Origin of the sequence: Chryseobacterium sp. WG23 (assembly GCF_024586575.1) — a bacterium.
GTDB lineage: Bacteria > Bacteroidota > Bacteroidia > Flavobacteriales > Weeksellaceae > Chryseobacterium.
Window position 1 is genome coordinate 175,490 of record NZ_JALCZE010000005.1, and the last position, 22,263, is coordinate 197,752.

Genomic DNA, 22,263 nt, shown 5'->3' on the forward strand with positions numbered 1-22,263 from the left:
TTTTAACATTGTTGAAAATTAAATAATAATGTTTCAAAATATTATTAAATTAATAATTTACTATTAAATTTTATTAAAAATGAAATGTTATGTATGAAATAATGCAGTATTAAGAAATCGTTAATTCTTAAATTGCGATAAATTGCCTCCCGGAAAATGATTTTACTTTCCCTAAAAGCTCCAATTCTAAAATGACTGGTAAAATTTTGTGAGTTGAAATTTCAATTTCCATCGAAAGATCATCCAGGGATATTTGTGGATTCTCTTTTATAAATTGATATATTGTCTGTTGAAAATCAGTTAATTGTACCATTGATTCACTATACGGGAAAAGCTCTTCAATTTTCTGCTGAGGATGGTTCCATCCCAGCAGATTGATAAGGTCTCTGAGGGTGGAAATGGCGGTTGCTTTATGATGGAAAATCAATTGATTACAGCCTTGGCTACAGGAGTCAGTAATTTTTCCCGGAAGAGCAAAAACATCCCGGTTATAGTCATTGGCAAAAGTTGCCGTACTTACAGATCCTCCTCCGAATCCTGTTTCTACAACAATGGTAGAAGGCGAAATTCCAGCCACAATTCTGTTCCTTTGAATGAAATTTTCGCGGTCCGGTTTTCTGGCTGAGCTGAACTCTGTAAGTAATACTCCTCCTTCCTGAAGAATTTTTTCTGACAGTCTTCTGTTGTTGGCCGGATATAAAAACTGGAAACCGTGAGCAAGTACTGCTGCTGTAGGTTTTTTGTGTAGAATAGATTGTTCATGCACTTCTTTATCAACACCCAATGCAAGGCCGCTTACCGATAAAAAATGAGCAGACTGCGTTGCTTCAAAAAAATCATGGATGAATTGCCGGCCATAAGCCGTCATATTCCGGGTTCCTACGATGCTTACCTTCCGAAGTGAATCATCAAGTTTTCCTTTTTGATACAATATGGCAGGAGCATCCGGGCATTCATGAAGAAGATTGGGAATTTCTTTAAGATGTCTTAGTTTAATCTGGATATTATTCTTTTCGCAAAATTTTAATTCTTTTTCTGCAAAATCCAGATGTTCTTTATTTCCAATGCCGGAAACGGTTTTTTGTCCCATTCCTTCCAGTTTTTTATATTCCTTTTTAGCCCTTTTCCACGTTTCTTCTGCACTTCCAAAAGTCCGGATAAGTTTATAAAAATTAATATCACCAATCTGGCTGCATTCGCGAAGGGCAATTGCATATAAATATTCTTCGGAAATCATGTGTGTTTTTTTTCAAATGTAGTGAAAATAAGTTTTTATTTCTTCCTTAATTCCTCCAAATGATTCCAGATATCATCTCTCTTTTTATAAGGTAATTCCAGAAAATCTTCAGGATGATTTTCTTTATATTCCTGCCACAGTTTGTCATCCTTTTCACTGTAATAATTAGGGAATTCCCAGATGTATTTTTTCTTTTTTTCACCTACATTTTTAAAGGCAAAAGCAATAATGCTTCCTACTACCGCACCGGAAAGATGGGCCTGCCAAGAGATCTTACTCGGTTCTTGCATAGTATAGAATAGCTCCTCAGGAAGCATGCCCCAAACTAAACTTCCATAATACAGAACGACAAGCAATGATATGGTAAGCAGCTTTGTATTCCACTTAAATACTCCGCTAAAGAAAAGGAAAAATGCAAGAACGTAGACCACACCGCTGGCTCCAATGGTACAGGTGTACATATAATCACCGGTGAGAATATCTATAGGGGGAAGAAGCCAGACTAGAAGTCCTGTGGCCAGCCAGCCAATAATAAACACCTTATTGGCTACTAAAGGATAAAACTGATACAGCAGAAACATCAGGGCAGCAACAGGAATGGAGTTTCCTATAATATGATCTATATTTCCATGTAAAAGGGGAGAAGTGATAATCCCCAGCAATCCCTCCGGCACTAAAGGGATAATAGCTCCAAAGCAACTTCCAAAAAAGCCGCGCATCTGTAAAAAGTATCCGAACCACATTGCCGAAAGCATCAGCGGGGGGTATATCATTGCTTTTTTGGAAAGTACATTTTTAAACATGCAGATGGTACGTCAAATCAAAAGCCAACGGTAAATTTCGGAAAATTTGTCGATGAATCAGATTCTACTGAGCTGATTTTAAGACAAAAGGTATCAATTTATTTTTTGCAACGAGTATTTTGGCATTGAATTTATTCATATACTACCTTATTGAGGTTGAAATCTGATGAAAAATGAATTTTTTGGAGATCAATTGACCTTTAAGAAAAATTATATTTAATATTTTTGCATTGAAAATTTTTTAGAAGATGAAGCGGTTTTTATTAATTCTTTCCTTTTTCATAGGGATTTATGTAAGTGCACAAGAAGAATTGAAAAAAGATTCTGTAGTGGTAGACACAGTAAAATACTGGTCTGTGTTAGGGAAAAACACAGTAATGATTAACCAGGCCGCCTTTTCCAACTGGGTGGGTGGTGGAGCCAACAATGTGGGCTGGCTTGCCGGTATCAATTACAATATGACTTATGAAAAGGAAAATGACCTTTGGGAAAATATCGTTATCTTGGGATATGGACAAAATGATACTAAAGGGCAGGGAATAAGAAAAACCCAGGATGTTATGAATATTTCTACAAACTACGGGAGAAAGTTTTCCAAAAGCTGGTATTTCTCTTTAGGAGCTGGTGTACAGTCTCAGTTTGCTCCGGGATATGAAGATGGTAATAATCCAGATGCCAAGAAAATATCGAATTTTATGGCTCCCGGGTATCTGAATGTCGGGATGGGTATTACGTACCGGCCCAACGATGATTTAACGGTGACCTTGCGTCCTACCAACGCCAGATGGACTTTTGTATTGGATAAAAACCTTCAGCTGGCGGGAAATTATGGGTTGAAAAATGATGGGGATTCTTCATTACTGCAGTTTGGTTTTCTGGGAACGGCTATATATAAAGTGAAAATTATGGAAGATATTCATTTAACCAATACAGCTTCTGTCTTTTCCAATTACCTTGACCGCCCTGACAGGCTGGTTCTTGCTTACGGAGCCATTTTGAACCTGAAAGTCAACAAGTTTATTTCTTCCAATATAAGTTTAGATTTGCTGTATGATCATAATCAAATAGAGAAAACTCAGCTAAAACAAACGCTGGGGATTGGTTTCGCCTACACGCTGGATAATGGTGTGAAACGCTCTGACCGTAAAGACAGCCAGTGGTGGATTAAGAAATAGATGATCACAAAATATATAAAAAAAGTACTTCTGAAAGGAGTACTTTTTTGTGTATTAGTAAGATTTTATTTTTAAGTACTTTTAAGTTTAAGGTTTTTTGTTTTGATGCCGGTGAGTTTTAAACTGTTTATTTTTAATTGGTTATAAATAAAATTTTGTTGTTGTAAAATTCAAATTAAAGTGAGTATTACCAAGGCGTAAATTATTATTTATACATTTGCAAGGAAAATAGTTAATTATGAAAAAACTTTTATTGATGGCTTCCATTTCTTTTGGGGCTATTGCAACGGCACAGGAAACTAAAACTGATGCTCCCGCAACAGATACTGTAAAAGCCTGGTCTATTCAGGGACAAAACACATTAATGCTTAATCAGGCTGCCTTTTCCAATTGGGTCGGAGGTGGAGCCAACAACGTGGGATGGCTTGCCGGTGTCAATTACAACCTGACTTATGAAAAAGGCAAAGATCTTTGGGAAAATGTTATTATTCTGGGATATGGCCAAAATAATACCCAAGGAACAGGAGTAAGAAAAACCCAGGACGTTATCAATCTTTCTACTAACTACGGTAGAGAATTTGCCAAAAACTGGTATTATTCTATGGGAGCAAGTCTTCAGACTCAATTTGCTCCGGGATATGAGGATGGCAATAATCCTGATGCTAAAAAAATATCAAACTTTTTTGCACCGGGATATTTAAATTTAGGAGCCGGTGTTACCTATCGCCCTAATGATAATTTTACGATGACACTACGTCCTGCCAATGCAAGATGGACTTTTGTTCTGGATAAAGATCTTCAAAAAGCAGGAACATATGGCCTTAAAAATGACGGAGATTCTTCTCTTTTTCAATTCGGTTTCCTGGGAACAGCTATTTACAAGCTGAAAATCATGGAGAATATAAGCCTGATCAACACGGGTTCTGTTTTTTCAAATTATCTTGATCATCCGGACAGACTGGTTCTTGGATATAGTGGAGTGCTAAATATGAAGATCAATAAATATATTTCTACCAATGTAACACTGGATTTATTATATGACCACAACCAGATCAAGAAAACCCAGCTGAAACAAACATTAGGAGTAGGGCTAGCTTATAATATTGATAACGGAAAGAAACGTTCAGATAACAAGGATAACCAGGGGTGGCTTAAGAAATAATCTTAATCACTATACATAATAAGAAAGCACTTCAATTTGAAGTGCTTTCTTATGTATCAATTATATAAGTCTTAAAATTCTAAATCAACTTCTAATTTCTCCGCCAATAGCTTTGAAATTTTTTCTTTTAGAGGCTCTATGTCTATATTCTGCATCGCATCATTTGCAAATGCATATAAAAGAAGTGCCTGTGCTTCTTTTTTAGAAATACCTCTTGCTCTAAGATAGAACAGGGCATCTTCATTAAGCTGGCCTACTGTACATCCGTGAGAACATTTTACATCATCTGCAAAAATTTCCAACTGAGGTTTTGTATCAATACTTGCCCCTTCGCTTAATAAGACATTGTTGTTTTGCTGGTAAGCATTCGTTTTCTGGGCAATTTTGTCAACAAAAACTTTCCCATTGAAAACACCGTGTGCATTACCGTCAAAAATACCTTTGTAGTTCTGATAACTTTCACAGTTCGGATAATTGTGGTGAACCGCTGTATGGTGGTCTACCAGCTGATCTTTTCCGATAATGGTAATCCCGTTCATGAATGAATTGATATTTGATCCATTATGAATGAAATCCAGGTTATTTCTTACCAGTTTACCTCCAAAAGAGAATGTATTCACCGTCGTTAAACTGTCTTTCTCCTGTTTTGCGAAAGTGCTGTCAATCAGGTAAGAAGTATTATTGTCGTTCTGAAGTTTATGCCAATCTGCTTTTGCATTTGGAAAGGTGAAGATCTCAGTCACAGAATTGGTCAGCACATAAGTGCTGTCAAAATTATGGTGGCTTTCAATAACCTCTACTTTTGCTCCTTCTTCTACGATCAATAGGTTTCTTGTATTGTAGAATGTATTTTCCTCCTGGTTTTGAGAAATATAGAAAACATGAATCGGTTTTTCAATCACTACATTTTTAGGAACTTTTAAAAAGAATCCATATTTGCAGTAGGCAAGGTTTAAGTTTGTGAAAGCTAAATCCTTAGATGCAATAGTGTTAAAGTATTGATCAAAAACTTCTTTATGCTGATCATCATTCAATGCGTAATTGAATGAAAGGAATTCTACGTTTTCTATAGAAACCTTAGAAAGCTCTTTGTGAAGCTTCCCGTTTACAAAAACAATCCAGTCGAAATTTTCCTCTCCTAAGTGCAGTTGGTCAAACTGCTCTTTAGTGATGTTATGGTTCTCTTTTGGAAAGAAATTGTAGTCTTTCTCTGTGATTTCCCTTAGATTGGTATATTTAAACTCTTCGTCTTTTTTGGTAGGAAAACCTGTTTTGGCAAACTCTCCTAAAGCCTGAACTCTCGTTTCATCCAAAAAACGGTGACGAAGTGTACTGAGAAATTCGTTATGATTATTTAAAATTTGTTCGTTTAAACTCATTTTTTGAACGTTTATTCTGTCATGTATAAGAATTCTAGATTCCTACGGAATGACAAAGATTGCGTTGATTTTTAATTTTTAAATGCTTTTTTAATCTTTCAATTAATTTAAAAGCCAGTCGTAACCTTTCTCTTCAAGCTCTAACGCTAAAGATTTATCACCTGTTTTGATGATTTTTCCATTCGCTAAAACGTGAACAAAGTCAGGCTGAATATAGTTAAGCAATCTTTGATAGTGCGTAATCAAAAGAACTGCATTTCCTTCATTTTTAAAGTGATTTACTCCATCTGCTACAATTCTTAAAGCATCAATATCTAATCCTGAATCTGTTTCATCAAGAATAGCCAATTTAGGATTAAGCATCATCATCTGGAAGATCTCGTTTCTTTTCTTTTCCCCTCCAGAGAATCCCTCGTTTAATGATCTTGAAAGGAAATCTTTTTTGATCCCTAATTTTTCAGATTTTTCACGGATTAACGCAAGCATTTCTTTTGCCGGCATTTCTTCCAATCCATTTGCTTTTCTGGTTTCGTTTAGAGCAGCCTTGATAAAGTTTGTTACAGAAACTCCCGGAATTTCCACGGGATACTGGAAAGAAAGGAAGATTCCTTTATGTGCTCTGTCTTCAGGTGCATCTTCGCTGATGTTTTTTCCTTCGAAAAGAATTTCTCCATCAGTCACTTCATAATCCTCTTTTCCTGCAATTACAGAAGAAAGTGTGGATTTACCAGCTCCGTTTGGCCCCATGATAGCGTGAACTTCACCTGGCTTTATTTCAAGATTAATACCCTTTAATATTTCTGCGCCATCCTCAATTTTGGCGTGAAGGTTTTTAATTTCTAACATTTTATTTGCTTAAACAAATTATTTTTGAATTCTATATACTAAACTTCCAGGTTGACCGGGGATGTCATTAAGCTTCCCAATTTGTATCATTCCTGCCTTTTCCAAAACTTTAATAGAAGCTATATTGTCAGGACGAACAATTCCGAATATTTCTTCTTTGTTCATATCGTTACATCCAAAGTCTATAGCTTTCTTTGTGAACTCTGTGGCGTATCCTTTTCCCCATGCTTCTGGGGCAAAACGATATCCAAGGTTCAATTTTTCTTCCTCTCCATAGAGTTTATAGCTCAGCCCTCCAAAACCTATACTGTTTTCAGGGTTGTGTTTTTCAACGATAGTCCAACCTCCAAAATTGTGCTTTTCCCAATGGTCAAGCATTCTGGCAAATGTATCTTCTGCTTTTTCAAGACTCATTGGCCCGCTTGGGTTATGCATATTGGTTTTAGGATCATGATTAATTTCAAAAAATCTTTCAAAATCTTCTTTTACAGGTTTTCTTACAATTAATCTTTCTGTAGCTATCATATCTTTTTATCCTACAGATCCTTCTAATGAAATTTCCAATAATTTCTGTGCCTCGATAGCAAATTCCATAGGAAGCTTATTTAAAACTTCTTTACTGAAACCATTTACAATCAATGCAATGGCTCTTTCGGTATCAATACCTCTTTGGTTACAGTAGAAAATCTGATCTTCTCCAATTTTCGAAGTGGTTGCCTCATGTTCCAATTGTGCGGTAGGATCTTTGATCTCGATGTAAGGGAAAGTGTGAGCTCCACATTCATTACCCATCAATAAAGAGTCACATTGGGAAAAGTTTCTTGCCCCTTTAGCAGTAGGCATTACCTTTACCAATCCTCTGTATGAGTTTTGAGATTTTCCGGCAGAAATACCTTTTGAAATGATCGTTGACTTGGTGTTTTTTCCAATGTGGATCATTTTTGTACCTGTATCTGCATACTGGTGATTGTTCGTCACAGCAATAGAGTAGAACTCTCCGATTGATCCGTCACCTTTCAGAATACAAGATGGGTATTTCCATGTTACTGCAGAACCCGTTTCCACCTGTGTCCATGAGATTTTTGCATTTCTTTCGCAAAGTCCTCTTTTTGTCACAAAGTTGAAAACTCCTCCTTTTCCTTCTTCATTACCTGGATACCAGTTCTGAACAGTTGAGTATTTAATTTCTGCATCATCCATTGCAATCAGTTCCACAACGGCAGCATGAAGCTGGTTTTCGTCTCTTGACGGAGCCGTACATCCTTCCAGATAAGAAACATAACTTCCTTCATCAGCAATCACAAGAGTTCTTTCAAACTGGCCTGTTCCTGCCTGATTGATACGGAAATAAGTGGAAAGTTCCATTGGGCATCTTACTCCCTTAGGAATATAGCAGAAACTTCCGTCAGAGAATACTGCGGAATTCAATGCTGCATAAAAGTTGTCTCCTCTGGGAACTACTTTTCCAAGATATTTTCTTACCAAATCAGGATGGTTTTTAATGGCCTCAGAAATAGAACAGAAAATAATTCCTTTTTCAGCCAATGTATCCTGAAAAGTGGTTTTCACAGAAACTGAGTCTATTACAATATCTACAGCTACTCCTGAAAGTCTTTTCTGCTCTTCGATATTAATCCCTAGCTTTGCGAAAGTTTTCAATAATTCCGGATCTACTTCGTCAAGGCTTTCCAATTCAGGTTTTGCCTTTGGAGCAGCATAGTAACGGATTGCTTGAAAATCCGGCTTTTCATATTTGATGTTTGCCCATTCAGGTTCCACCATTTTCAGCCAGATTTTGAAAGATTCCAAACGCCATTCAGTCATCCATTCAGGCTCTTCTTTTTTTGCAGAGATAGCACGGACGATATCCTCATTTAAACCAATTGGGAAGTCTTCATAATCAATCTTCGTTTCCCAACCGAATTCATATTTTTTATTTTCTAGATCGACTCTTAAATCGTCTTCAGTGTATTTTGACATTTAATTAAATAATTAAAAATTAAATGATTAAAAAATTAGCTTTGCTTCCTTGTATCAGTTTTAGAGAGATAATCAATAAATTTTGATAGTTGTTTAGAAACCAATTTACAATCATTAATTAGTTCGTTTGTATCTTCGTCATATAACAGTGAGCAAAGATGTAACATATTTCTTACTTCTCCACAGCTTCCTTTAGAATATTTTAAATACCGGATAAAACTGGGCGTTGTTATTATACTCACTTCCTTCTGCAATGTTGTTTGAAATTGACAGCACCGCTCTTTTAATTTGGTTTGTCAATTCAAATTCTTTTTTATACTTGTCTTTATTTAAAAGATCAAAAATATCTTAGTTAGATTGACTGCAAGCTTATAAACTTCAAAGTTTTCAAATTCAACAGCCATTACTAATCTTTAAATTTTTAATTGTTTAATCTTTTAATAGCTACAAGCTAAATGATTCTCCGCATCCACATGTTCTGGATGCATTCGGGTTATTGAATACAAACCCCTTTCCGTTCAATCCTCCTGAGTACTCAAGAGTTGTTCCTGCTAAGTATAAGATAGATTTTTTATCAATAACAATTTTAATGTTATTATCTTCAAAAATCTGATCTGTGTCTGTTTTTTGGTTGTCAAACTTTAAAACATACTCTAAACCAGAGCATCCGCCGCTTTTAACTCCAACTCTTATATAATCTTCAGCAGGGTTAAAGCCATCTTCTGTCATCAGCTGAATGGCTTTTTCCTTTGCGTAATCTGATACTTTTATCATTGTATTTATTTAGAATGATTTAATTATGCAAAAATACGAACTAATTTCCGCAATCTCAAATCGAAGATATCTATTTTAATGATTCTGATCTTAATACAATATTTTTAATACTGTGTTAACGTTAAAAGATATATAAATTTTCGCTTATGAATATGAATATTTTTAACCTTGAATTGTATTTCCTATCTATAAAGGAAAGCGATAATGAAACAAAAAGTATTGTTTTTTTGCATTATTTTTAACTGTAATACCCCTCGGAAGACTGTAAAATACGTCTATGAAGCCTTTAGGAACACGCATTAAATTAATTTGTGAAGGTGAAAGGTGAAGAAACTTTTAGTATTAAAAAGAGCAGTTGCTATTTATCAATGAAGATAAAGTGAAAAAAAACGTCTTTTTTTGTGTCTTTTAAATTTGAATTAAAATAAAAATATAAATGAAAAAATTAGGTGTTATTGTTTTTGCCGTTTTTATGCAGCATATTTCTGCGCAAACCAACAGATTTGTGTATCAGGTAACTATGAAGCCGAACGCAGAAAATAAAACGGATATTAAAACTGAAAATGCGTATTTGGATATTTCCCCTGAAAAATCAGTTTTTTACTCTGAAAACAGGATCAAAAGAGATTCTATTATGCAAAAAGCATTTCAGGGAGGTGGCGGAAGAGGAAGTATCAACAGAGATCAGATGGAAAATCTGAGAACGAATATGAGCTATTCTGTAGAAAAAGATAAAATAAATCAGAAGACGTACTTTAAAGATAGAATAGGGAGAGATAGTTATTCTTATGAGGAAGACAGGCCTCTAAACTGGAAAATTTCTTCAGAAACCACAAAAATTGGGGAATATAAAGTTCAAAAAGCAGAAACTGATTTTGGAGGAAGAAAGTGGACCGCCTGGTTTACTACAGATCTTCCGTACCAGGATGGTCCTTATAAGTTTGGTGGGCTTCCCGGGCTGATCGTAAAAGTGGAAGATGATAGAGGAGATTATTCTTTTGATTTGATGAAAAATTTTAAGATTGCTGAATTTCCTGTTCTGAACCAGTTTGGATCTCCTATAAAAGTAAAAAGAGCCGATTTTGTAAAACAGCAGCAAAAGTTTAAGACTGATCCAGCAGCTTTTATGAACCAAAGCGGAGGGCAAGGTGGGTTTTCTACTACGATGAGAGTTGGTGGCGGAAGAGGCCCGGGTGGAGGTGGAAACCAAAATCCTGCTGATATGAAAAAAAGAATGGAAGAAAGGGTGAAAGAAGAAGCTAAGAAAAATTCTAATCCAATCGAATTGCAATAAATAAAAAGTCCTGAAGAAAACTTCTTCAGGACTTTTTTATATTCTATCTGTTTATTTTAAAAGCTGGTTGAAAGTGTCGCCTTGTCTGATATCACCGCTATTATAGCCCTTCATAAACCATTCTTTACGTTGTGCTGATGATCCGTGGGTAAAACTTTCCTGATTAACATATCCCTGAGCTCTTTTTTGGATGTTATCGTCTCCCACAGCCTGTGCTGCATCTATAGCAGACTGTATATCTCCCGGTTCCAGTATATGTTTGGAATCATCCGTTTTCTTGGCCCAGACTCCGGCATAGAAATCGGCCTGTAATTCTGTAGCAACAGACACTCTGTTCATCTCTGCTTCCGAATATCTTCCGCTTCTTCTGAGAGCATCTACTTTTTGTGTGGTACCCAAAAGAGTTTGTACATGGTGTCCTACTTCATGAGCAAGAACGTAAGCCACTGTAAATTCGGTAACCTTTGCTCCGAATCTCTGTTGAAGTTCATTGAAGAAACTCATGTCCATATATACTTTCTGATCAGCCGGGCAATAGAAAGGTCCCATTGCAGATTCAGCAACACCACATGCAGATCTGGTTGTATTTTCAAAAAGTACTACTTCAGGTGCGGCATAGGTCATCCCATTTTCTTTAAAGATCTGATCCCAGGTTAAGATATTCCATTTGGCCATCATGTCGACCATTTCACCGATCTGTTTTTCATTGGCCGTAAGTTCTCTTTTTTCACCGGAATTTCCTGAAGACTGTACACTGCCGGAATTCAATATACCGGAAGGGTCTCCTCCTAAAAAGAACACAATTGCTGCTATAATTAAAGTTCCGAGTCCGCCGCCTACGATCATGCCACCTCCTCCGCCTCCGGAACCACGGCGGTCATCAACGTTTCCGCCTCTGTCGTCTGTCCATTTCATGCTAATAATTTTATGGGTAAATTTAATTAAATTAAGTTAAAACTATATCAGTCAATATTTTAAAAATACATAATGTTTTATCTGTTGAGCTGTTTTGTTTTCAGCCAATAGGATGTAGACTGATAGGCTGAGATGGTTTCATCTATCAGTTTCTGATCGGTATTCTTTAATAGTTTTTCGTTATAATACAGCTTAAATTCCGGTGCAAGATCACTTTTATCCAGTTCTAAAGAATATTGTTTTGCTTTTTTTACCGGAGAAATTACTGTTAGATATCCGTCTTTTATAAAGCCCAGATCCTGATACGTGGCAACATAAGCTTTAGGCTGAAATTCTTTTGTGAAAACATCCTGACCCAGGAACTTAGACTGGTAACTGAAATTCAGAAGCCCTAAAACCGTAGGCATTATGTCGATCTGAGACATCAGTGAATTAAACTTTTGAGGCTCGATAAATCCTTCCGAAAAAATCATGGCTGGAATTCTGTATTTATCCATCGGAAGTTCTGTTTTTCCTGCACTGGAAGCGCAATGGTCTGCAATGATAACAAAGACTGTATTTTTGTACCAATCCTGTTTTTTAGCCATATCAAAGAAAAGTTTAAGCGAATAATCTGTATATTTTACACCGCCTTCACGGGATTTTGATGTTCCCGGAATATCAATCCTTCCATCAGGATAAGTGAATGGTCTGTGATTGGAAACGGTCATCCAATGATTAAAAAACGGTTTTCCTGATTTTGCTTCGGCATTCATCACCTGAATTGCTTTTTTAGCCATATCTTCATCCGCAACGCCCCAAACATTGGCAAAACTGATTTCCTCAGGTTTAAAATTATTTCTGTCTACGATGCCATACCCATTTCCTTGGAAGAAGTCCTGCATATTATCAAAATAGCTATATCCTCCGTAAAGAAATTTAACATCATAGCCTTTAGATTTAAAAACATTTCCTGTTGTAAATTTGTTTTTATTATCATCTCTTTTAATAATACTTTCTCCTGCTGTTGGAGGAATACAAAGGGTTAAAGCTTCCAGACCGCGTACGGTTCTGTTTCCTGTAGCATAGAGGTTGGTGAACATCAATGACTTCTCTGCCAGGCTGTCTAAGAACGGAGTGATTTTTTGAGTATTTCCATAATGTTCCATAAAATCTGCAGAAAGGCTTTCAATGGAGATCAGGACTACATTTTTCTTTAGCTCGGGCTGTTCAGCTACAATATTTCTTGCCAATGCAGGCGGTGAATACTGGCTTAAGAAATTCTTTTCTGCCTGCTGTTGATTGATCTGTGAATAAAACTGGAAATAGTCTAGCTCATTATGTGTAAAGGCCCAATAGAACTTAGGAATTCCATTCGCTTCAATTTCATTTGCAAAAACATTGTCAGACTTAATCTGCATCAATGAAGGGATTACCAATAAACTAATTCCGCAAAGAACAGCATAGGAGCCCAGCAAAATCATTTTTTCCTTGAAGTTTGGAAGTTCCAGAAGCTCATTCTTTGTTTTTTTATAGATGAACCAGGTAATAGATAATGTTACAACAAGTATTGCCGAGAATAAAGGAACTACAGGGTAGCTTTCCATAATATTTCCGATCACTTCATTGGTGTAGATCAGATAATCTACTGCTATGAAGTTATAGCGTACCCCAAATTCATTATAAAAGAAGTACTCACTTACTCCATTAAAGATGATGGAAAGTACATATAATAAAAGCGTGATAAAGTATAATGTGTTACGAATTTTAATCCTTTGAGTAGGAAGGAAGAGCATGAGTCCAAAGAAAAAGGTCTTTATTCCTACAAAGGCCAGTGCAACTTCTGTTATAGAACCTCCGTACTGCTTGAAGATATTGTTCGGGATGAGCCATATATAAAGGAAAAATAAGACTAATATTCCAAAAATAATATAGCCGTAGGGCTTTTTATATTTTGAATTGGAGAGAAATAAAAAGTAAAGTGCAAGCAATGCACTGGCCAGTATGAAGACAAAGAAATCATTCAAAAGGCCAACTAACAAGACTTTTATTATTTCAAAAAAACCAAAACTAGCGGTTGTAATAGGGTGAAAAAAGAATACTGTCCTTATTATTAACGAGATAATAAGATAGAAAACTCCTAAATATAGGAACGGTTTTATTTTTTTTAAAAACATGGAGATACTGTCTATAGTAGTTTACACAAAGATAGTTTTTGTGTCTAACTTTTAACAGAAAAAAATGAAAATATAGCGTTTATGGGTAAGATTTAGGAATTAAAAAAATAAATTTTCAGCCTGTTTATTTTCAGTTGTTCTGTGTGCTTTTGCAACAATTCAATAAAAAAAGGACTATTAAAAATAGCCCTCTATATTGGTATGTTGTATCAAATTAGGAGTGCCCGAATCCGATATTTCCTTTTTTATCTGATAATTTCTTTTTGAAATCAATCATTCTTAAAGCGGTTACTGCTGCTTCAACGCCTTTGTTTCCTAAGTCACCACCACTTCTGGCAATAGATTGTTCTTTGGTATCATCAGTCAATACGCAGAATATTGTAGGGGTATCCGTCATGATGTTACAGTCTTTGATTCCCTGTGCTACTGCAGAACAAACATAGTCGAAGTGAGGGGTTTCTCCACGGATTACACATCCAATGGATATCACGGCATCATATTTTCTTTCTTTGCAAAGCTGCATGCTTGCATAGTTCAGTTCAAAAGCTCCGGGAACAGGAAAAAGTTTAATGTTTTCAGGTTTTACCCCTTCTTTTTCAAGTATTTCTAAAGCTGCATCGCGAAGATTGTATGTTACAAAGTCATTCCACTCAGAAAAAACAATGCCGATAGAAAAATCTTCGGCATTAGTTATATGAAGTGGCTTGTAATCGGAAAGATTAACTGTTGCCATTTTTTAATAATATTTAGTCATTTCAATATAAGAATCAGACATTCCGTTGTCATAGTCCTGATATTTCTCGTCAATTGCTGAGAAGTATTTTTTAGCTTCCGGATTTTTCTTCAACCCTAATGCTACGATCCCTGCTTTTCTTGTGAAGAAATAAGTAGTGTAAGGATCATCAGAAGCTGTTGCTGCCTTATCTAATAAAGCTAAAGCCTCATCGTTTTTGTTAAGGCCTGATTTCGCATCCGCCATAGCTCCGTATTTCATTGCCATTAACGTTTTGTTATCAGATGAAAACTTATCTAAAAGGTCGTAAGACTCCTGGAATTTGCCTTCTTTAAATTTCAATAATCCGGCATTGTAAGCAGAAAGCTGACCTACGCTTGTTCCTGAATAATCGTTATATGTACCTACAAAACCTGGATTAGCTGCAGATTTTCCACCTAAAGCTTCTTTATCTTTACCTTCTACAAGGTTTTTTTGAGCAGCAAGGAAACTTTTTACAGCTTCAACATTCTTAGGAGCAACTACAAATTGCTTGTACCCAAAGAATCCTAGAACGCCTAAGATTAAAACTCCAAATACAATCCCTAAAGGTTTTGAATATTTTTCAAGAAATCTCTCAGTGTTTAAAGCCTCTCTGTCAAGGTCTTTAAAGAACTCAACCGTTTCTTTACCTTCTTGCTCATTCTGAGCATTCTTTCCCAATTTTGCCATAAGTTTTTAAAAATTGAACTGCAAATTTAATTGTTTCTGAATGATTTACAAAATACTTTATCAGTATTATTATGCAAATGTTATGAAATAGTATCTGTTTATCATAAAAATGCTTCGACTCCGCTCTGCAGGCTTTTTTTAAACCAACCTTTTGTTGATGTTGTCTCGCTGAGCGGAGTCGAATAATTTATAAGTAAAGTTCTTAGTATTCTAAGATATGATAGATTTCGGCACCGAACTTTTTAAGTTTTTCATCTCCCCCCAGGCCTTTTAAACCAATAAGGAAACTGAACTGAGAGACGGTAGCTCCTTGTTTCTCTACCAGTTTGGCTGCTGCTTCGGTAGTACCTCCGGTAGCCAATAGGTCATCATGTATCAGTATTCTCTGTCCTTTTTTGATTTGTCCTTCACGGGTTTCTATTTCAGCAGTACCATATTCCAGGTCATATTTCTCTGAAATAATAGGTGGCGGAAGTTTTCCTTTTTTTCTGATCAGAATGAACGGAACTTCCAATGCCACTGCAATGGCAATCCCAAAAAGGTAACCCCGGCTTTCTATTCCGCATACAGCGTCTATTTTTCCTTTGCTGAAGGTAACCAGATCGGCTATTACATCTTCATATAGTTTTGGGTCTAGAAAAATAGGTGAAATATCCTTAAACTGTATTCCTGGTATTGGAAAGTCAGGGAAATTTTCAATTGTTTCTTCTAGTCTTTTGATCAGTTCTGCTGAAGCCATTTATGGGTTTATTTTATAGCTGGAAATTTTCCAGTCTCCGTTTACATTTTTAAGTCCGAAAGTTACTTTTAGAGATGTCGTTTTACCGTTTTTATCGGTTACATCATACGTTGCATTTACACTTGCTCCATTAGGATTGGTAGCACTTGTAGTAATGTTTTTTACGCTTACATTTTTTACAGATCCGAAACCTGAAGTAGGGTTTGAGAAAGACTCATAGCTTCCCCAGCTTGGGTTGTTGGAGGCATCGTATGCTGCTTTTAGATTTTGAGAGCTTACGCTGTTCAAAAATTTACTTACTGTATTTTTAGGATCTGCGGCAGGTTGCTTCGGAGCAGCCGGTGCTGTAGGAGTTGCAGTTCCTGGTTCTGTAGTGGTAGGTGTTGTTGAAGGATTATTCGGATCTATTACACCACTTGGCTGCTGAGTTACTGATGCAGTGTCTGTTTTAGGAACGGCAGGAACTTTCAGGGCAGCAGCATTTACATCAAGCCCTATTTTTGACATCTTGAATGTTTTTGCCGTTGTTTTTACTGAAACAGTGATATCTATTTTATTATCAACTACTTTTGAAGCCGGAATAGACGAGAATTTCAGGTTAAAACCTTTAAAGTTATTATCCTGCATCAGGTTTTTGGCTGTAGAAAGTCTCACTCCGTTGCTGAAAACCTCTAATGTTGCCTCTAGTCCTGCACCGGTAAATGATACCGGATTGCCTGCAGCATCTACAAGTCTTGGAATAATCTGTATTGAGGTAGGAGCTCCAGTTCCGTCATCTCCCGTTGGTCTTGTAACAAGGCTTAGCGCTCCTGCTTTTACATCATTAGGATCACTTTCTTTGGCTTTATCATCTCCGAAGATATTCATTTCTCCCAATGAAGGCGGGCCGGTGCTTGCCCACTCGATTCCGTTTTTCTGTGCAATTTGGTCTGCCAGTGTCAGGATCTCAGGTACCTTTTTTCCGTCAATCAGTTTCCCAAGTGCTTTTAGCTCGTTCACATCACCATCTGCTTCCACACCGAATGTTTTAAGGATATAAAGAGCTTCATTAAACTTTATCTGTTTAATGGTTGATAAGCTGGCCGTCATATCATTGATACTCGACTGCAGTGTTTTAGTATTCGTAGCATCTACATGATCTTTCTTACATGCTGTGAAAAGCAACAGACTGAAAACAAGTAGAAAAGAAAACTTTTTCATTTTTATTTGGTTTGTTGCAAATTTAATAAAACCTTTATTAATAGTGGATTTTATTTTTTATTTTGTTTTTCCTTCAAGTTGTCCTTGAAAAAAGAGCTAAAAATGGTCTGCATATTGGGGAATGAGGAGTCTTGCCAATACTGGGTTTTGTAGTTGCTGTAGTCTTTATTAAATTTTACTTCATCAGTATCGTTGGTATCACTGAAGCTGATTTCTGAAGGATAAAGATTTTGATAAGAAATAATCTGGTTGTAGTTTTCCTCACTTTTATGCTTTAGTTTAATAAAAAGGATTTCATTAAATTCCAGTAAGTCTTTGAGTGTTTTTTGAGAATCCTTTTCAAAAGCCATATTCTGAATTCCTCTCAGATCAAAAAAACGGAATCCAAACAGTGCAAATTCTTGTTGCTGCAGGTACTCGCCACTAACCTCAATTTCATCCTTGCCGCTGCCTTTAAGTTCTTTAATTTTTATGTTTTTCTTTTTGTATTCATCAAGATTTCCCACTTTTTTCATATTGGGAATTCCTAATGAACTACCATAATCCCAAAGAGCGGTCTGTTTCTTTTCTTTCTTAGGATCTATAAGTCTGTATACCCGATATTGTTCCACCCGGCTGCTTTTCAGCTTTTTTGTTTTATTATCGAAGATATAGGTTACAATTCCATCAGCATAGGCATTCAGTTTATTGTTGACGGTAACATAAGAATTAAAATTCCCTTTGATAAGAATGTATTTTGCAGGCTTATTATTTTTAATGACTACCGTTTCTATTTCTTTCACCTGATCATTGATCTTAATAACAGGCTGGTCAAAATCTGAATAGGAGAGCGTTGCCACCAGAAAATTATTATAAACCAGCTGGAATTTTTCCTGAGCAGGGGACAAGGATTGCTTATCAATTTTTCCATCAATATCAGAATAGGCGAGTATGCTGCCGTCTTTACCAAAAACAGAAACCTTTGGAAGAGGAATGTTGCTTTTTTCGGAAACGAAAGTAATGGTCTGGGCATGGGTAAAAATGGAGGCCAGGCAGAATAGCAGGTAAACCAGATACATTTTTTTCATAGTACTATATTATTGCGATTAGACATCAGGCTTATGAATATGCAAAAAATGAATACTAATACGACAGCTGTCTGGGCTGACGGCATAAAAAAAGACTGATCGTTTACCAATCAGTCTTTTATAATTTTATTTTGTTACAAGCCCTTAGAAAGGATACTCATAAATTTCAGATTCGTGTAAGTAAGGGTTTCCTGTAGGAATCAGCTTCAGTTTAGATAAAGCGGAAAGTACAGTAAACATAAACAATCCAACTACGAATAGGAGAGCTCCCAATATTAATAGGAATACTTCAGGAGTGTTCCAGTATGGTCCTACCGTTCCAGGCATTACCATGTTGAAGTAATCCAGGATGTGTCCTAAAATAACTACTACAGCCATTATTGTTACTACTTTGTAGTTTCTCTTGATGCTGCTGCTCACTAATACCAATAACGGTAATAAGAAGTTTACAATAAGCATTGGTAAGAATGTAGTACCATAGTGCTGGAATCTTCCAAAGAAGTAGTTAACCTCTTCGGGAACGTTGGCATACCAGTAAAGCATGAACTGAGCGAACCATGTATACGTCCAAAGCATACTTGTAGCGAAAAGGAATACTCCTAAATCGTGTAAGTGATTGTCATTGAACTGAGGTAAGAAACCATTTTTCTTAAGATAAACACTTAATAGAATGATTACAGCAATACCACTTGAAAGGCAGCTAACCATTGAATACCAGATATACATTGTAGAATACCAGTGAGGATCAATAGACATTAACCAGTCCCAAGCCCAAGCAGCAGAAGCAAATCCGAAGAATGCAATATATCCTACTGCCCATCTGTAAAGCATCTGATACTCAACTTTAGATTTAGTTTCATCTACTTTTTTAGACTGAGCTTTCAGTTTCCATGCGAAGAATGAAGCACCTACTACATAAATGATCGTTCTGATAGCATAGAAAGGTATGTTTAAGAATCTTTTCTTTTCGAATAAAATGACATCAAAGTGTGCAGATTCAGGATTGGTTAATTCCGGATCCATCCAGTGGAATAGGTGGCCATTGTGCGTGATATTCAATATCATCATAATAACCAGAATTGCACCTCCGTAAGGAATATAAGAAGCAATAGCTTCCATTACTCTTGTAATAATAATTGGCCAACCAGCGTGGGCAGCATGCTGAATACAGTAAAAAAACAATACAGCACAACTTACTCCAAAGAAAAAGACAGCTACAAAGTGCAGCGATGCTAATGGCTGGTTGTGAACCTGAAGCTCGGCATGCTCTAAATGAGCCGCGTGATCCTGTGGTCCAACCATTTCACTTGAGTGTGTAGGAGCATTATGACCTGAAGCATGAACAGCTTCCATCATTTGTTCTATTTTCTCAGTAGAAAGTCCTTTATTCATAAAGAAGCCAATACCAAACAGAACTAAACCTACAACAAGAAGTATTATAGAAGTTGATTTTAATTTTGGTGAAAAACTATACATTTCTTTTCTTATTTTTTAGTTTCGGTAGTCGTTTCAGTTGCTGGCGCCGCTGCTGTAGCTGCTGCCGGTGCTGCTGCTCCTTTTTTGAAAGCACTCATCACATACATTGCCACTCTCCATCTGTCTCCTGCGTTCAGTTGTCCCGCATAAGATCCCATTGCATTTCTACCGTTTGTTAATACATAATGAACAGATCCTACCGTAATTTCTCTATCAGCATAGTTGGGTACACCAGAGAAAGCACCGGTTTGTACAATTGGACCTTGCCCATCACCTCCTGTTCCATGACATGCAGCACAAGTACGGTCAAACAACATTTTTCCTCTTTCAATATCTTTAGCAGCGTTTGCCGGATTAAGAGGAGAGGTTGTCATAGTCTTGGAAGCGTCATATCCTGCATTGTATTGATCTACATTTTTAGGAAGTAAACCTTCTTCAAAGATTCCGTCTTTATTTTGAGCCACTGAACCTTCTACGGGAGCAAGACCTGTTGCAAAGCTGTTTTTTACAAACGCAGGGATTTCATTTTCATGATCTGAGTATGCATCCTGAGCTTTCATCAATGGGTCATAAGCTACCGGAAAATACATGTCCGGGAAATATACCAATGGAGCATTGTCTTTTGGTCCGCAAGAGTTAAGTAAAACTGTAGTTAAACCTAAAACTGCTGTAATTTTTAATACATTCTTTTTCATTTTAAGCATCTTTAACAGTTATTTCTTCAACTCCAGTTTCAATAAGTAACTGTTTTACAGATTCTACATCTTCAGTTACAAATTCCATCATGAATTTATCATCAGTAGTTCTTGGATCCGGGTTCTGAGCGGGAGCTCCTGGATACATTTTGTTTCTAACCAAGAAAGTTAAAGACATCATGTGAGCTGCACAGAATACCATTAATTCGAACATTGGAACTACGAATGCCGGCATATTGTGTGCCCAGTCAAAAGCTGGTTTACCACCAATATTCTGAGGCCAGTCATGGTTCATTACATACCAGGTAACCGTAGCACCGATAGTAACACCATAAAGAGCATATAGAAAGGCCGCATCAGAAATTCTTGTTTTCTTTAATCCTAAAGCTTTGTCTAGTCCGTGAACCGGAAACGGAGTATATACTTCGTTTATTTTGATTCCTTTATCGTTGAATGCTTTAACGCCGTTCATTAAATCGTCGTCGTCAGCATAAAGTCCGTATACAATTTTAGTGGTGCTCATCTCCTTCTTTTGCTTTATAAGTTTCACCTGAAATTTTCAGAATCGATTTTAATTCAGCCTGTGCAATTACAGGGAATGTTCTTGCGTATAATAAGAATAATACAGAGAAGAATCCGATTGTTCCTAAGTATACACCCACATCAATGATCGTTGGCTTAAACATAGTCCAAGATCCTGGTAAGTAATCTCTTGAAAGGTTGATAACGATGATATCGAAACGCTCAAACCACATACCGATGTTAATGATCAATGCAACAATGAATGTCCAGATAATATTGGTTCTTGCTTTTTTGAACCAGAAAGATGCAGGAACAACAAGGTTACAGATAATCAATGACCAGAAAGCCCACCAGTAAGGTCCTACTGCAGCACCTGGTGAAAGGTACGTAAAGTCTTCAAATCTTGATCCGGAATACCATCCGATGAAATATTCAGTAGCATAGGCTACCGTTACCATACCCCCTGTTAAAACGATTACGATGTTCATAATTTCGATATGATACATAGTAATGTAATCTTCAAGGTGACAAACTTTTCTGGCAATCAACAATAGGGTCTGTACCATCGCGAATCCTGAGAAGATTGCACCAGCTACGAAGTAAGGAGGGTAGATTGTAGAGTGCCATCCTTTAATAACTGAAGTTGCGAAGTCAAAAGATACCGTAGTGTGTACCGAGAATACAAGTGGAGTAGCTAACCCTGCAAGAACCAAAGAAAGTTCTTCGAATCTCTGCCAGTGTTTTGCTTTACCACCCCAACCGAAAGCTAAGAATGTATAAATCTTCTTAGTCCAAGGAGTTTTTGCTCTATCTCTGATCATTGCAAAGTCAGGGATTAATCCCATAAACCAGAATACAGTTGATACTGAGAAATAAGTTGAGATCGCAAATACGTCCCATAATAGAGGAGAGTTAAAGTTCCCCCAAAGAGAACCGAACTGGTTTGGTAAAGGGAATACCCAGTATCCAACCCAAACTCTACCCATGTGAATTACAGGGAAGATTGCTGCCTGTACCACCGCAAAGATCGTCATCGCCTCTGCAGATCTGTTTACAGACATTCTCCATCTCTGTCTAAATAATAATAATACTGCTGAGATTAGGGTCCCGGCGTGACCGATACCTACCCACCATACGAAGTTGGTAATATCCCAACCCCAGTTAATAGTTCTGTTAAGCCCCCATGCTCCAATACCTGTCCCGATAGTATAAGCGATACAGCCGAATCCATAGATGAATAGAACTAGTGCGGCATATAGTGAAATCCACCATAATTTACCTGCTCTTTCTTCGATAGGTCGTGCAATATCTTCTGTGATATCGTGATAAGTTTTGTGACCAATAATCAGAGGTTCCCTTATCGGAGCTTCGTAATGTCCTGACATTTTTTACCTATTTA

General features: G+C 36.7%; 23 protein-coding genes. 3 read left to right on the forward strand and 20 right to left on the reverse strand.

Annotated elements, in window-relative coordinates; genetic code table 11:
* Positions 1-127 precede the first annotated feature (127 nt).
* Together dprA and MP477_RS09560 are read right to left on the reverse strand one after the other, a co-directional pair.
* Positions 128-1,237, reverse strand: a complete 1,110-nt coding sequence (dprA, locus tag MP477_RS09555) for a DNA-processing protein DprA (RefSeq protein WP_257190249.1) — start codon at positions 1,235-1,237, stop codon at positions 128-130.
* A 35-nt stretch (positions 1,238-1,272) separates the two neighbouring features.
* The gene (locus MP477_RS09560) at positions 1,273-2,040 is read right to left on the reverse strand and encodes a rhomboid family intramembrane serine protease (protein ID WP_257190250.1); all 768 of its coding nucleotides are present in this window, start codon (positions 2,038-2,040) and stop codon (positions 1,273-1,275) included.
* Positions 2,041-2,288: 248 nt separating this feature from the next.
* Between MP477_RS09560 and MP477_RS09565 the strand changes: the two genes are divergently transcribed.
* Together MP477_RS09565 and MP477_RS09570 are read left to right on the forward strand one after the other, a co-directional pair.
* Entirely contained in the window at positions 2,289-3,215 is a 927-nt protein-coding gene (locus tag MP477_RS09565) for a DUF3078 domain-containing protein (RefSeq protein WP_257190251.1), read from the forward strand.
* Positions 3,216-3,453: 238 nt separating this feature from the next.
* Positions 3,454-4,377 carry a DUF3078 domain-containing protein gene (locus MP477_RS09570; RefSeq protein ID WP_257190252.1) on the forward strand — a complete coding sequence of 308 codons (924 nt, stop codon included), beginning with the start codon at positions 3,454-3,456 and terminating at the stop codon, positions 4,375-4,377.
* Between the two features lie 71 nt (positions 4,378-4,448).
* Here MP477_RS09570 and sufD read toward each other — a convergent pair whose 3' ends face one another.
* The 7 genes from sufD to MP477_RS09605 all read right to left on the reverse strand — a co-directional run bounded on the left by sufD (position 4,449) and on the right by MP477_RS09605 (position 9,356).
* The gene (sufD, locus tag MP477_RS09575) at positions 4,449-5,756 is read right to left on the reverse strand and encodes a Fe-S cluster assembly protein SufD (protein ID WP_230033456.1); all 1,308 of its coding nucleotides are present in this window, start codon (positions 5,754-5,756) and stop codon (positions 4,449-4,451) included.
* 102 nt (positions 5,757-5,858) lie between these two features.
* Entirely contained in the window at positions 5,859-6,602 is a 744-nt protein-coding gene (sufC, locus tag MP477_RS09580) for a Fe-S cluster assembly ATPase SufC (protein ID WP_230033460.1), read from the reverse strand.
* A gap of 18 nt (positions 6,603-6,620) precedes the next feature.
* The gene (locus tag MP477_RS09585; RefSeq protein WP_257190253.1) at positions 6,621-7,127 is read right to left on the reverse strand and encodes a GNAT family N-acetyltransferase; all 507 of its coding nucleotides are present in this window, start codon (positions 7,125-7,127) and stop codon (positions 6,621-6,623) included.
* A gap of 6 nt (positions 7,128-7,133) precedes the next feature.
* A complete protein-coding gene (gene sufB, locus MP477_RS09590; RefSeq protein WP_047484614.1) occupies positions 7,134-8,582 on the reverse strand; it encodes a Fe-S cluster assembly protein SufB in 1,449 nt (482 codons plus the stop codon).
* A gap of 35 nt (positions 8,583-8,617) precedes the next feature.
* On the reverse strand, positions 8,618-8,824 hold the full coding sequence (locus MP477_RS09595) for a four helix bundle protein (protein WP_257190254.1): 207 nt from the start codon (positions 8,822-8,824) through the stop codon (positions 8,618-8,620).
* Positions 8,775-8,882: a four helix bundle protein gene (locus MP477_RS22815; protein WP_257190255.1), complete on the reverse strand. Its 108-nt coding sequence runs from the start codon at positions 8,880-8,882 to the stop codon at positions 8,775-8,777. Before MP477_RS22815 ends, MP477_RS09595 begins: the two co-directional genes overlap by 50 nt.
* A gap of 144 nt (positions 8,883-9,026) precedes the next feature.
* A complete protein-coding gene (locus MP477_RS09605; RefSeq protein WP_230033464.1) occupies positions 9,027-9,356 on the reverse strand; it encodes an iron-sulfur cluster assembly accessory protein in 330 nt (109 codons plus the stop codon).
* 436 nt (positions 9,357-9,792) lie between these two features.
* Here MP477_RS09605 and MP477_RS09610 point away from each other — a divergent pair, with 436 nt between their 5' ends.
* The gene (locus tag MP477_RS09610) at positions 9,793-10,650 is read left to right on the forward strand and encodes a GLPGLI family protein (RefSeq protein WP_257190256.1); all 858 of its coding nucleotides are present in this window, start codon (positions 9,793-9,795) and stop codon (positions 10,648-10,650) included.
* A 51-nt stretch (positions 10,651-10,701) separates the two neighbouring features.
* Here MP477_RS09610 and MP477_RS09615 read toward each other — a convergent pair whose 3' ends face one another.
* The 11 genes from MP477_RS09615 to nrfD all read right to left on the reverse strand — a co-directional run bounded on the left by MP477_RS09615 (position 10,702) and on the right by nrfD (position 22,249).
* Entirely contained in the window at positions 10,702-11,565 is an 864-nt protein-coding gene (locus MP477_RS09615; protein WP_230033468.1) for a neutral zinc metallopeptidase, read from the reverse strand.
* A gap of 77 nt (positions 11,566-11,642) precedes the next feature.
* Positions 11,643-13,721, reverse strand: coding sequence for an LTA synthase family protein (locus MP477_RS09620; RefSeq protein ID WP_257190257.1), 2,079 nt, complete (start codon positions 13,719-13,721; stop codon positions 11,643-11,645).
* Between the two features lie 214 nt (positions 13,722-13,935).
* Positions 13,936-14,454 (reverse strand): 6,7-dimethyl-8-ribityllumazine synthase, encoded by a 519-nt coding sequence (ribH, locus tag MP477_RS09625; RefSeq protein WP_034734563.1) that lies wholly within the window; start codon positions 14,452-14,454, stop codon positions 13,936-13,938.
* Positions 14,455-14,457: 3 nt separating this feature from the next.
* Complete coding sequence (locus MP477_RS09630; protein ID WP_230033470.1) at positions 14,458-15,165, reverse strand: tetratricopeptide repeat protein; 708 nt, start codon at positions 15,163-15,165, stop codon at positions 14,458-14,460.
* A 202-nt stretch (positions 15,166-15,367) separates the two neighbouring features.
* Positions 15,368-15,904: an adenine phosphoribosyltransferase gene (locus MP477_RS09635; RefSeq protein ID WP_230033472.1), complete on the reverse strand. Its 537-nt coding sequence runs from the start codon at positions 15,902-15,904 to the stop codon at positions 15,368-15,370.
* Positions 15,905-17,104 (reverse strand): hypothetical protein, encoded by a 1,200-nt coding sequence (locus tag MP477_RS09640; protein WP_257190258.1) that lies wholly within the window; start codon positions 17,102-17,104, stop codon positions 15,905-15,907. It abuts the gene before it with no gap.
* A 50-nt stretch (positions 17,105-17,154) separates the two neighbouring features.
* Positions 17,155-18,171 carry a hypothetical protein gene (locus tag MP477_RS09645; RefSeq protein WP_257190259.1) on the reverse strand — a complete coding sequence of 339 codons (1,017 nt, stop codon included), beginning with the start codon at positions 18,169-18,171 and terminating at the stop codon, positions 17,155-17,157.
* Between the two features lie 144 nt (positions 18,172-18,315).
* The gene (locus MP477_RS09650; RefSeq protein ID WP_257190260.1) at positions 18,316-19,647 is read right to left on the reverse strand and encodes a quinol:cytochrome C oxidoreductase; all 1,332 of its coding nucleotides are present in this window, start codon (positions 19,645-19,647) and stop codon (positions 18,316-18,318) included.
* A gap of 8 nt (positions 19,648-19,655) precedes the next feature.
* On the reverse strand, positions 19,656-20,351 hold the full coding sequence (locus tag MP477_RS09655) for a cytochrome c (protein WP_257190261.1): 696 nt from the start codon (positions 20,349-20,351) through the stop codon (positions 19,656-19,658).
* Positions 20,344-20,865 carry a DUF3341 domain-containing protein gene (locus MP477_RS09660; protein WP_047484637.1) on the reverse strand — a complete coding sequence of 174 codons (522 nt, stop codon included), beginning with the start codon at positions 20,863-20,865 and terminating at the stop codon, positions 20,344-20,346. Before MP477_RS09660 ends, MP477_RS09655 begins: the two co-directional genes overlap by 8 nt.
* Positions 20,852-22,249, reverse strand: a complete 1,398-nt coding sequence (gene nrfD / locus MP477_RS09665; protein WP_047484639.1) for an NrfD/PsrC family molybdoenzyme membrane anchor subunit — start codon at positions 22,247-22,249, stop codon at positions 20,852-20,854. Before nrfD ends, MP477_RS09660 begins: the two co-directional genes overlap by 14 nt.
* Between the last annotated feature and the right edge of the window lie 14 nt (positions 22,250-22,263).

Coding starts and splice junctions, on each gene's coding strand:
- dprA (WP_257190249.1), bottom strand. CDS start 1,237: ATGATTTCCGAAGAATATTTATATGCAATTGCCCTTCGCGAATGCAGC.
- MP477_RS09560 (WP_257190250.1), bottom strand. CDS start 2,040: ATGTTTAAAAATGTACTTTCCAAAAAAGCAATGATATACCCCCCGCTG.
- MP477_RS09565 (WP_257190251.1), top strand. CDS start 2,289: ATGAAGCGGTTTTTATTAATTCTTTCCTTTTTCATAGGGATTTATGTA.
- MP477_RS09570 (WP_257190252.1), top strand. CDS start 3,454: ATGAAAAAACTTTTATTGATGGCTTCCATTTCTTTTGGGGCTATTGCA.
- sufD (WP_230033456.1), bottom strand. CDS start 5,756: ATGAGTTTAAACGAACAAATTTTAAATAATCATAACGAATTTCTCAGT.
- sufC (WP_230033460.1), bottom strand. CDS start 6,602: ATGTTAGAAATTAAAAACCTTCACGCCAAAATTGAGGATGGCGCAGAA.
- MP477_RS09585 (WP_257190253.1), bottom strand. CDS start 7,127: ATGATAGCTACAGAAAGATTAATTGTAAGAAAACCTGTAAAAGAAGAT.
- sufB (WP_047484614.1), bottom strand. CDS start 8,582: ATGTCAAAATACACTGAAGACGATTTAAGAGTCGATCTAGAAAATAAA.
- MP477_RS09605 (WP_230033464.1), bottom strand. CDS start 9,356: ATGATAAAAGTATCAGATTACGCAAAGGAAAAAGCCATTCAGCTGATG.
- MP477_RS09610 (WP_257190256.1), top strand. CDS start 9,793: ATGAAAAAATTAGGTGTTATTGTTTTTGCCGTTTTTATGCAGCATATT.
- MP477_RS09615 (WP_230033468.1), bottom strand. CDS start 11,565: ATGAAATGGACAGACGACAGAGGCGGAAACGTTGATGACCGCCGTGGT.
- MP477_RS09620 (WP_257190257.1), bottom strand. CDS start 13,721: ATGTTTTTAAAAAAAATAAAACCGTTCCTATATTTAGGAGTTTTCTAT.
- ribH (WP_034734563.1), bottom strand. CDS start 14,454: ATGGCAACAGTTAATCTTTCCGATTACAAGCCACTTCATATAACTAAT.
- MP477_RS09630 (WP_230033470.1), bottom strand. CDS start 15,165: ATGGCAAAATTGGGAAAGAATGCTCAGAATGAGCAAGAAGGTAAAGAA.
- MP477_RS09635 (WP_230033472.1), bottom strand. CDS start 15,904: ATGGCTTCAGCAGAACTGATCAAAAGACTAGAAGAAACAATTGAAAAT.
- MP477_RS09640 (WP_257190258.1), bottom strand. CDS start 17,104: ATGAAAAAGTTTTCTTTTCTACTTGTTTTCAGTCTGTTGCTTTTCACA.
- MP477_RS09645 (WP_257190259.1), bottom strand. CDS start 18,171: ATGAAAAAAATGTATCTGGTTTACCTGCTATTCTGCCTGGCCTCCATT.
- MP477_RS09650 (WP_257190260.1), bottom strand. CDS start 19,647: ATGTATAGTTTTTCACCAAAATTAAAATCAACTTCTATAATACTTCTT.
- MP477_RS09655 (WP_257190261.1), bottom strand. CDS start 20,351: ATGCTTAAAATGAAAAAGAATGTATTAAAAATTACAGCAGTTTTAGGT.
- MP477_RS09660 (WP_047484637.1), bottom strand. CDS start 20,865: ATGAGCACCACTAAAATTGTATACGGACTTTATGCTGACGACGACGAT.
- nrfD (WP_047484639.1), bottom strand. CDS start 22,249: ATGTCAGGACATTACGAAGCTCCGATAAGGGAACCTCTGATTATTGGT.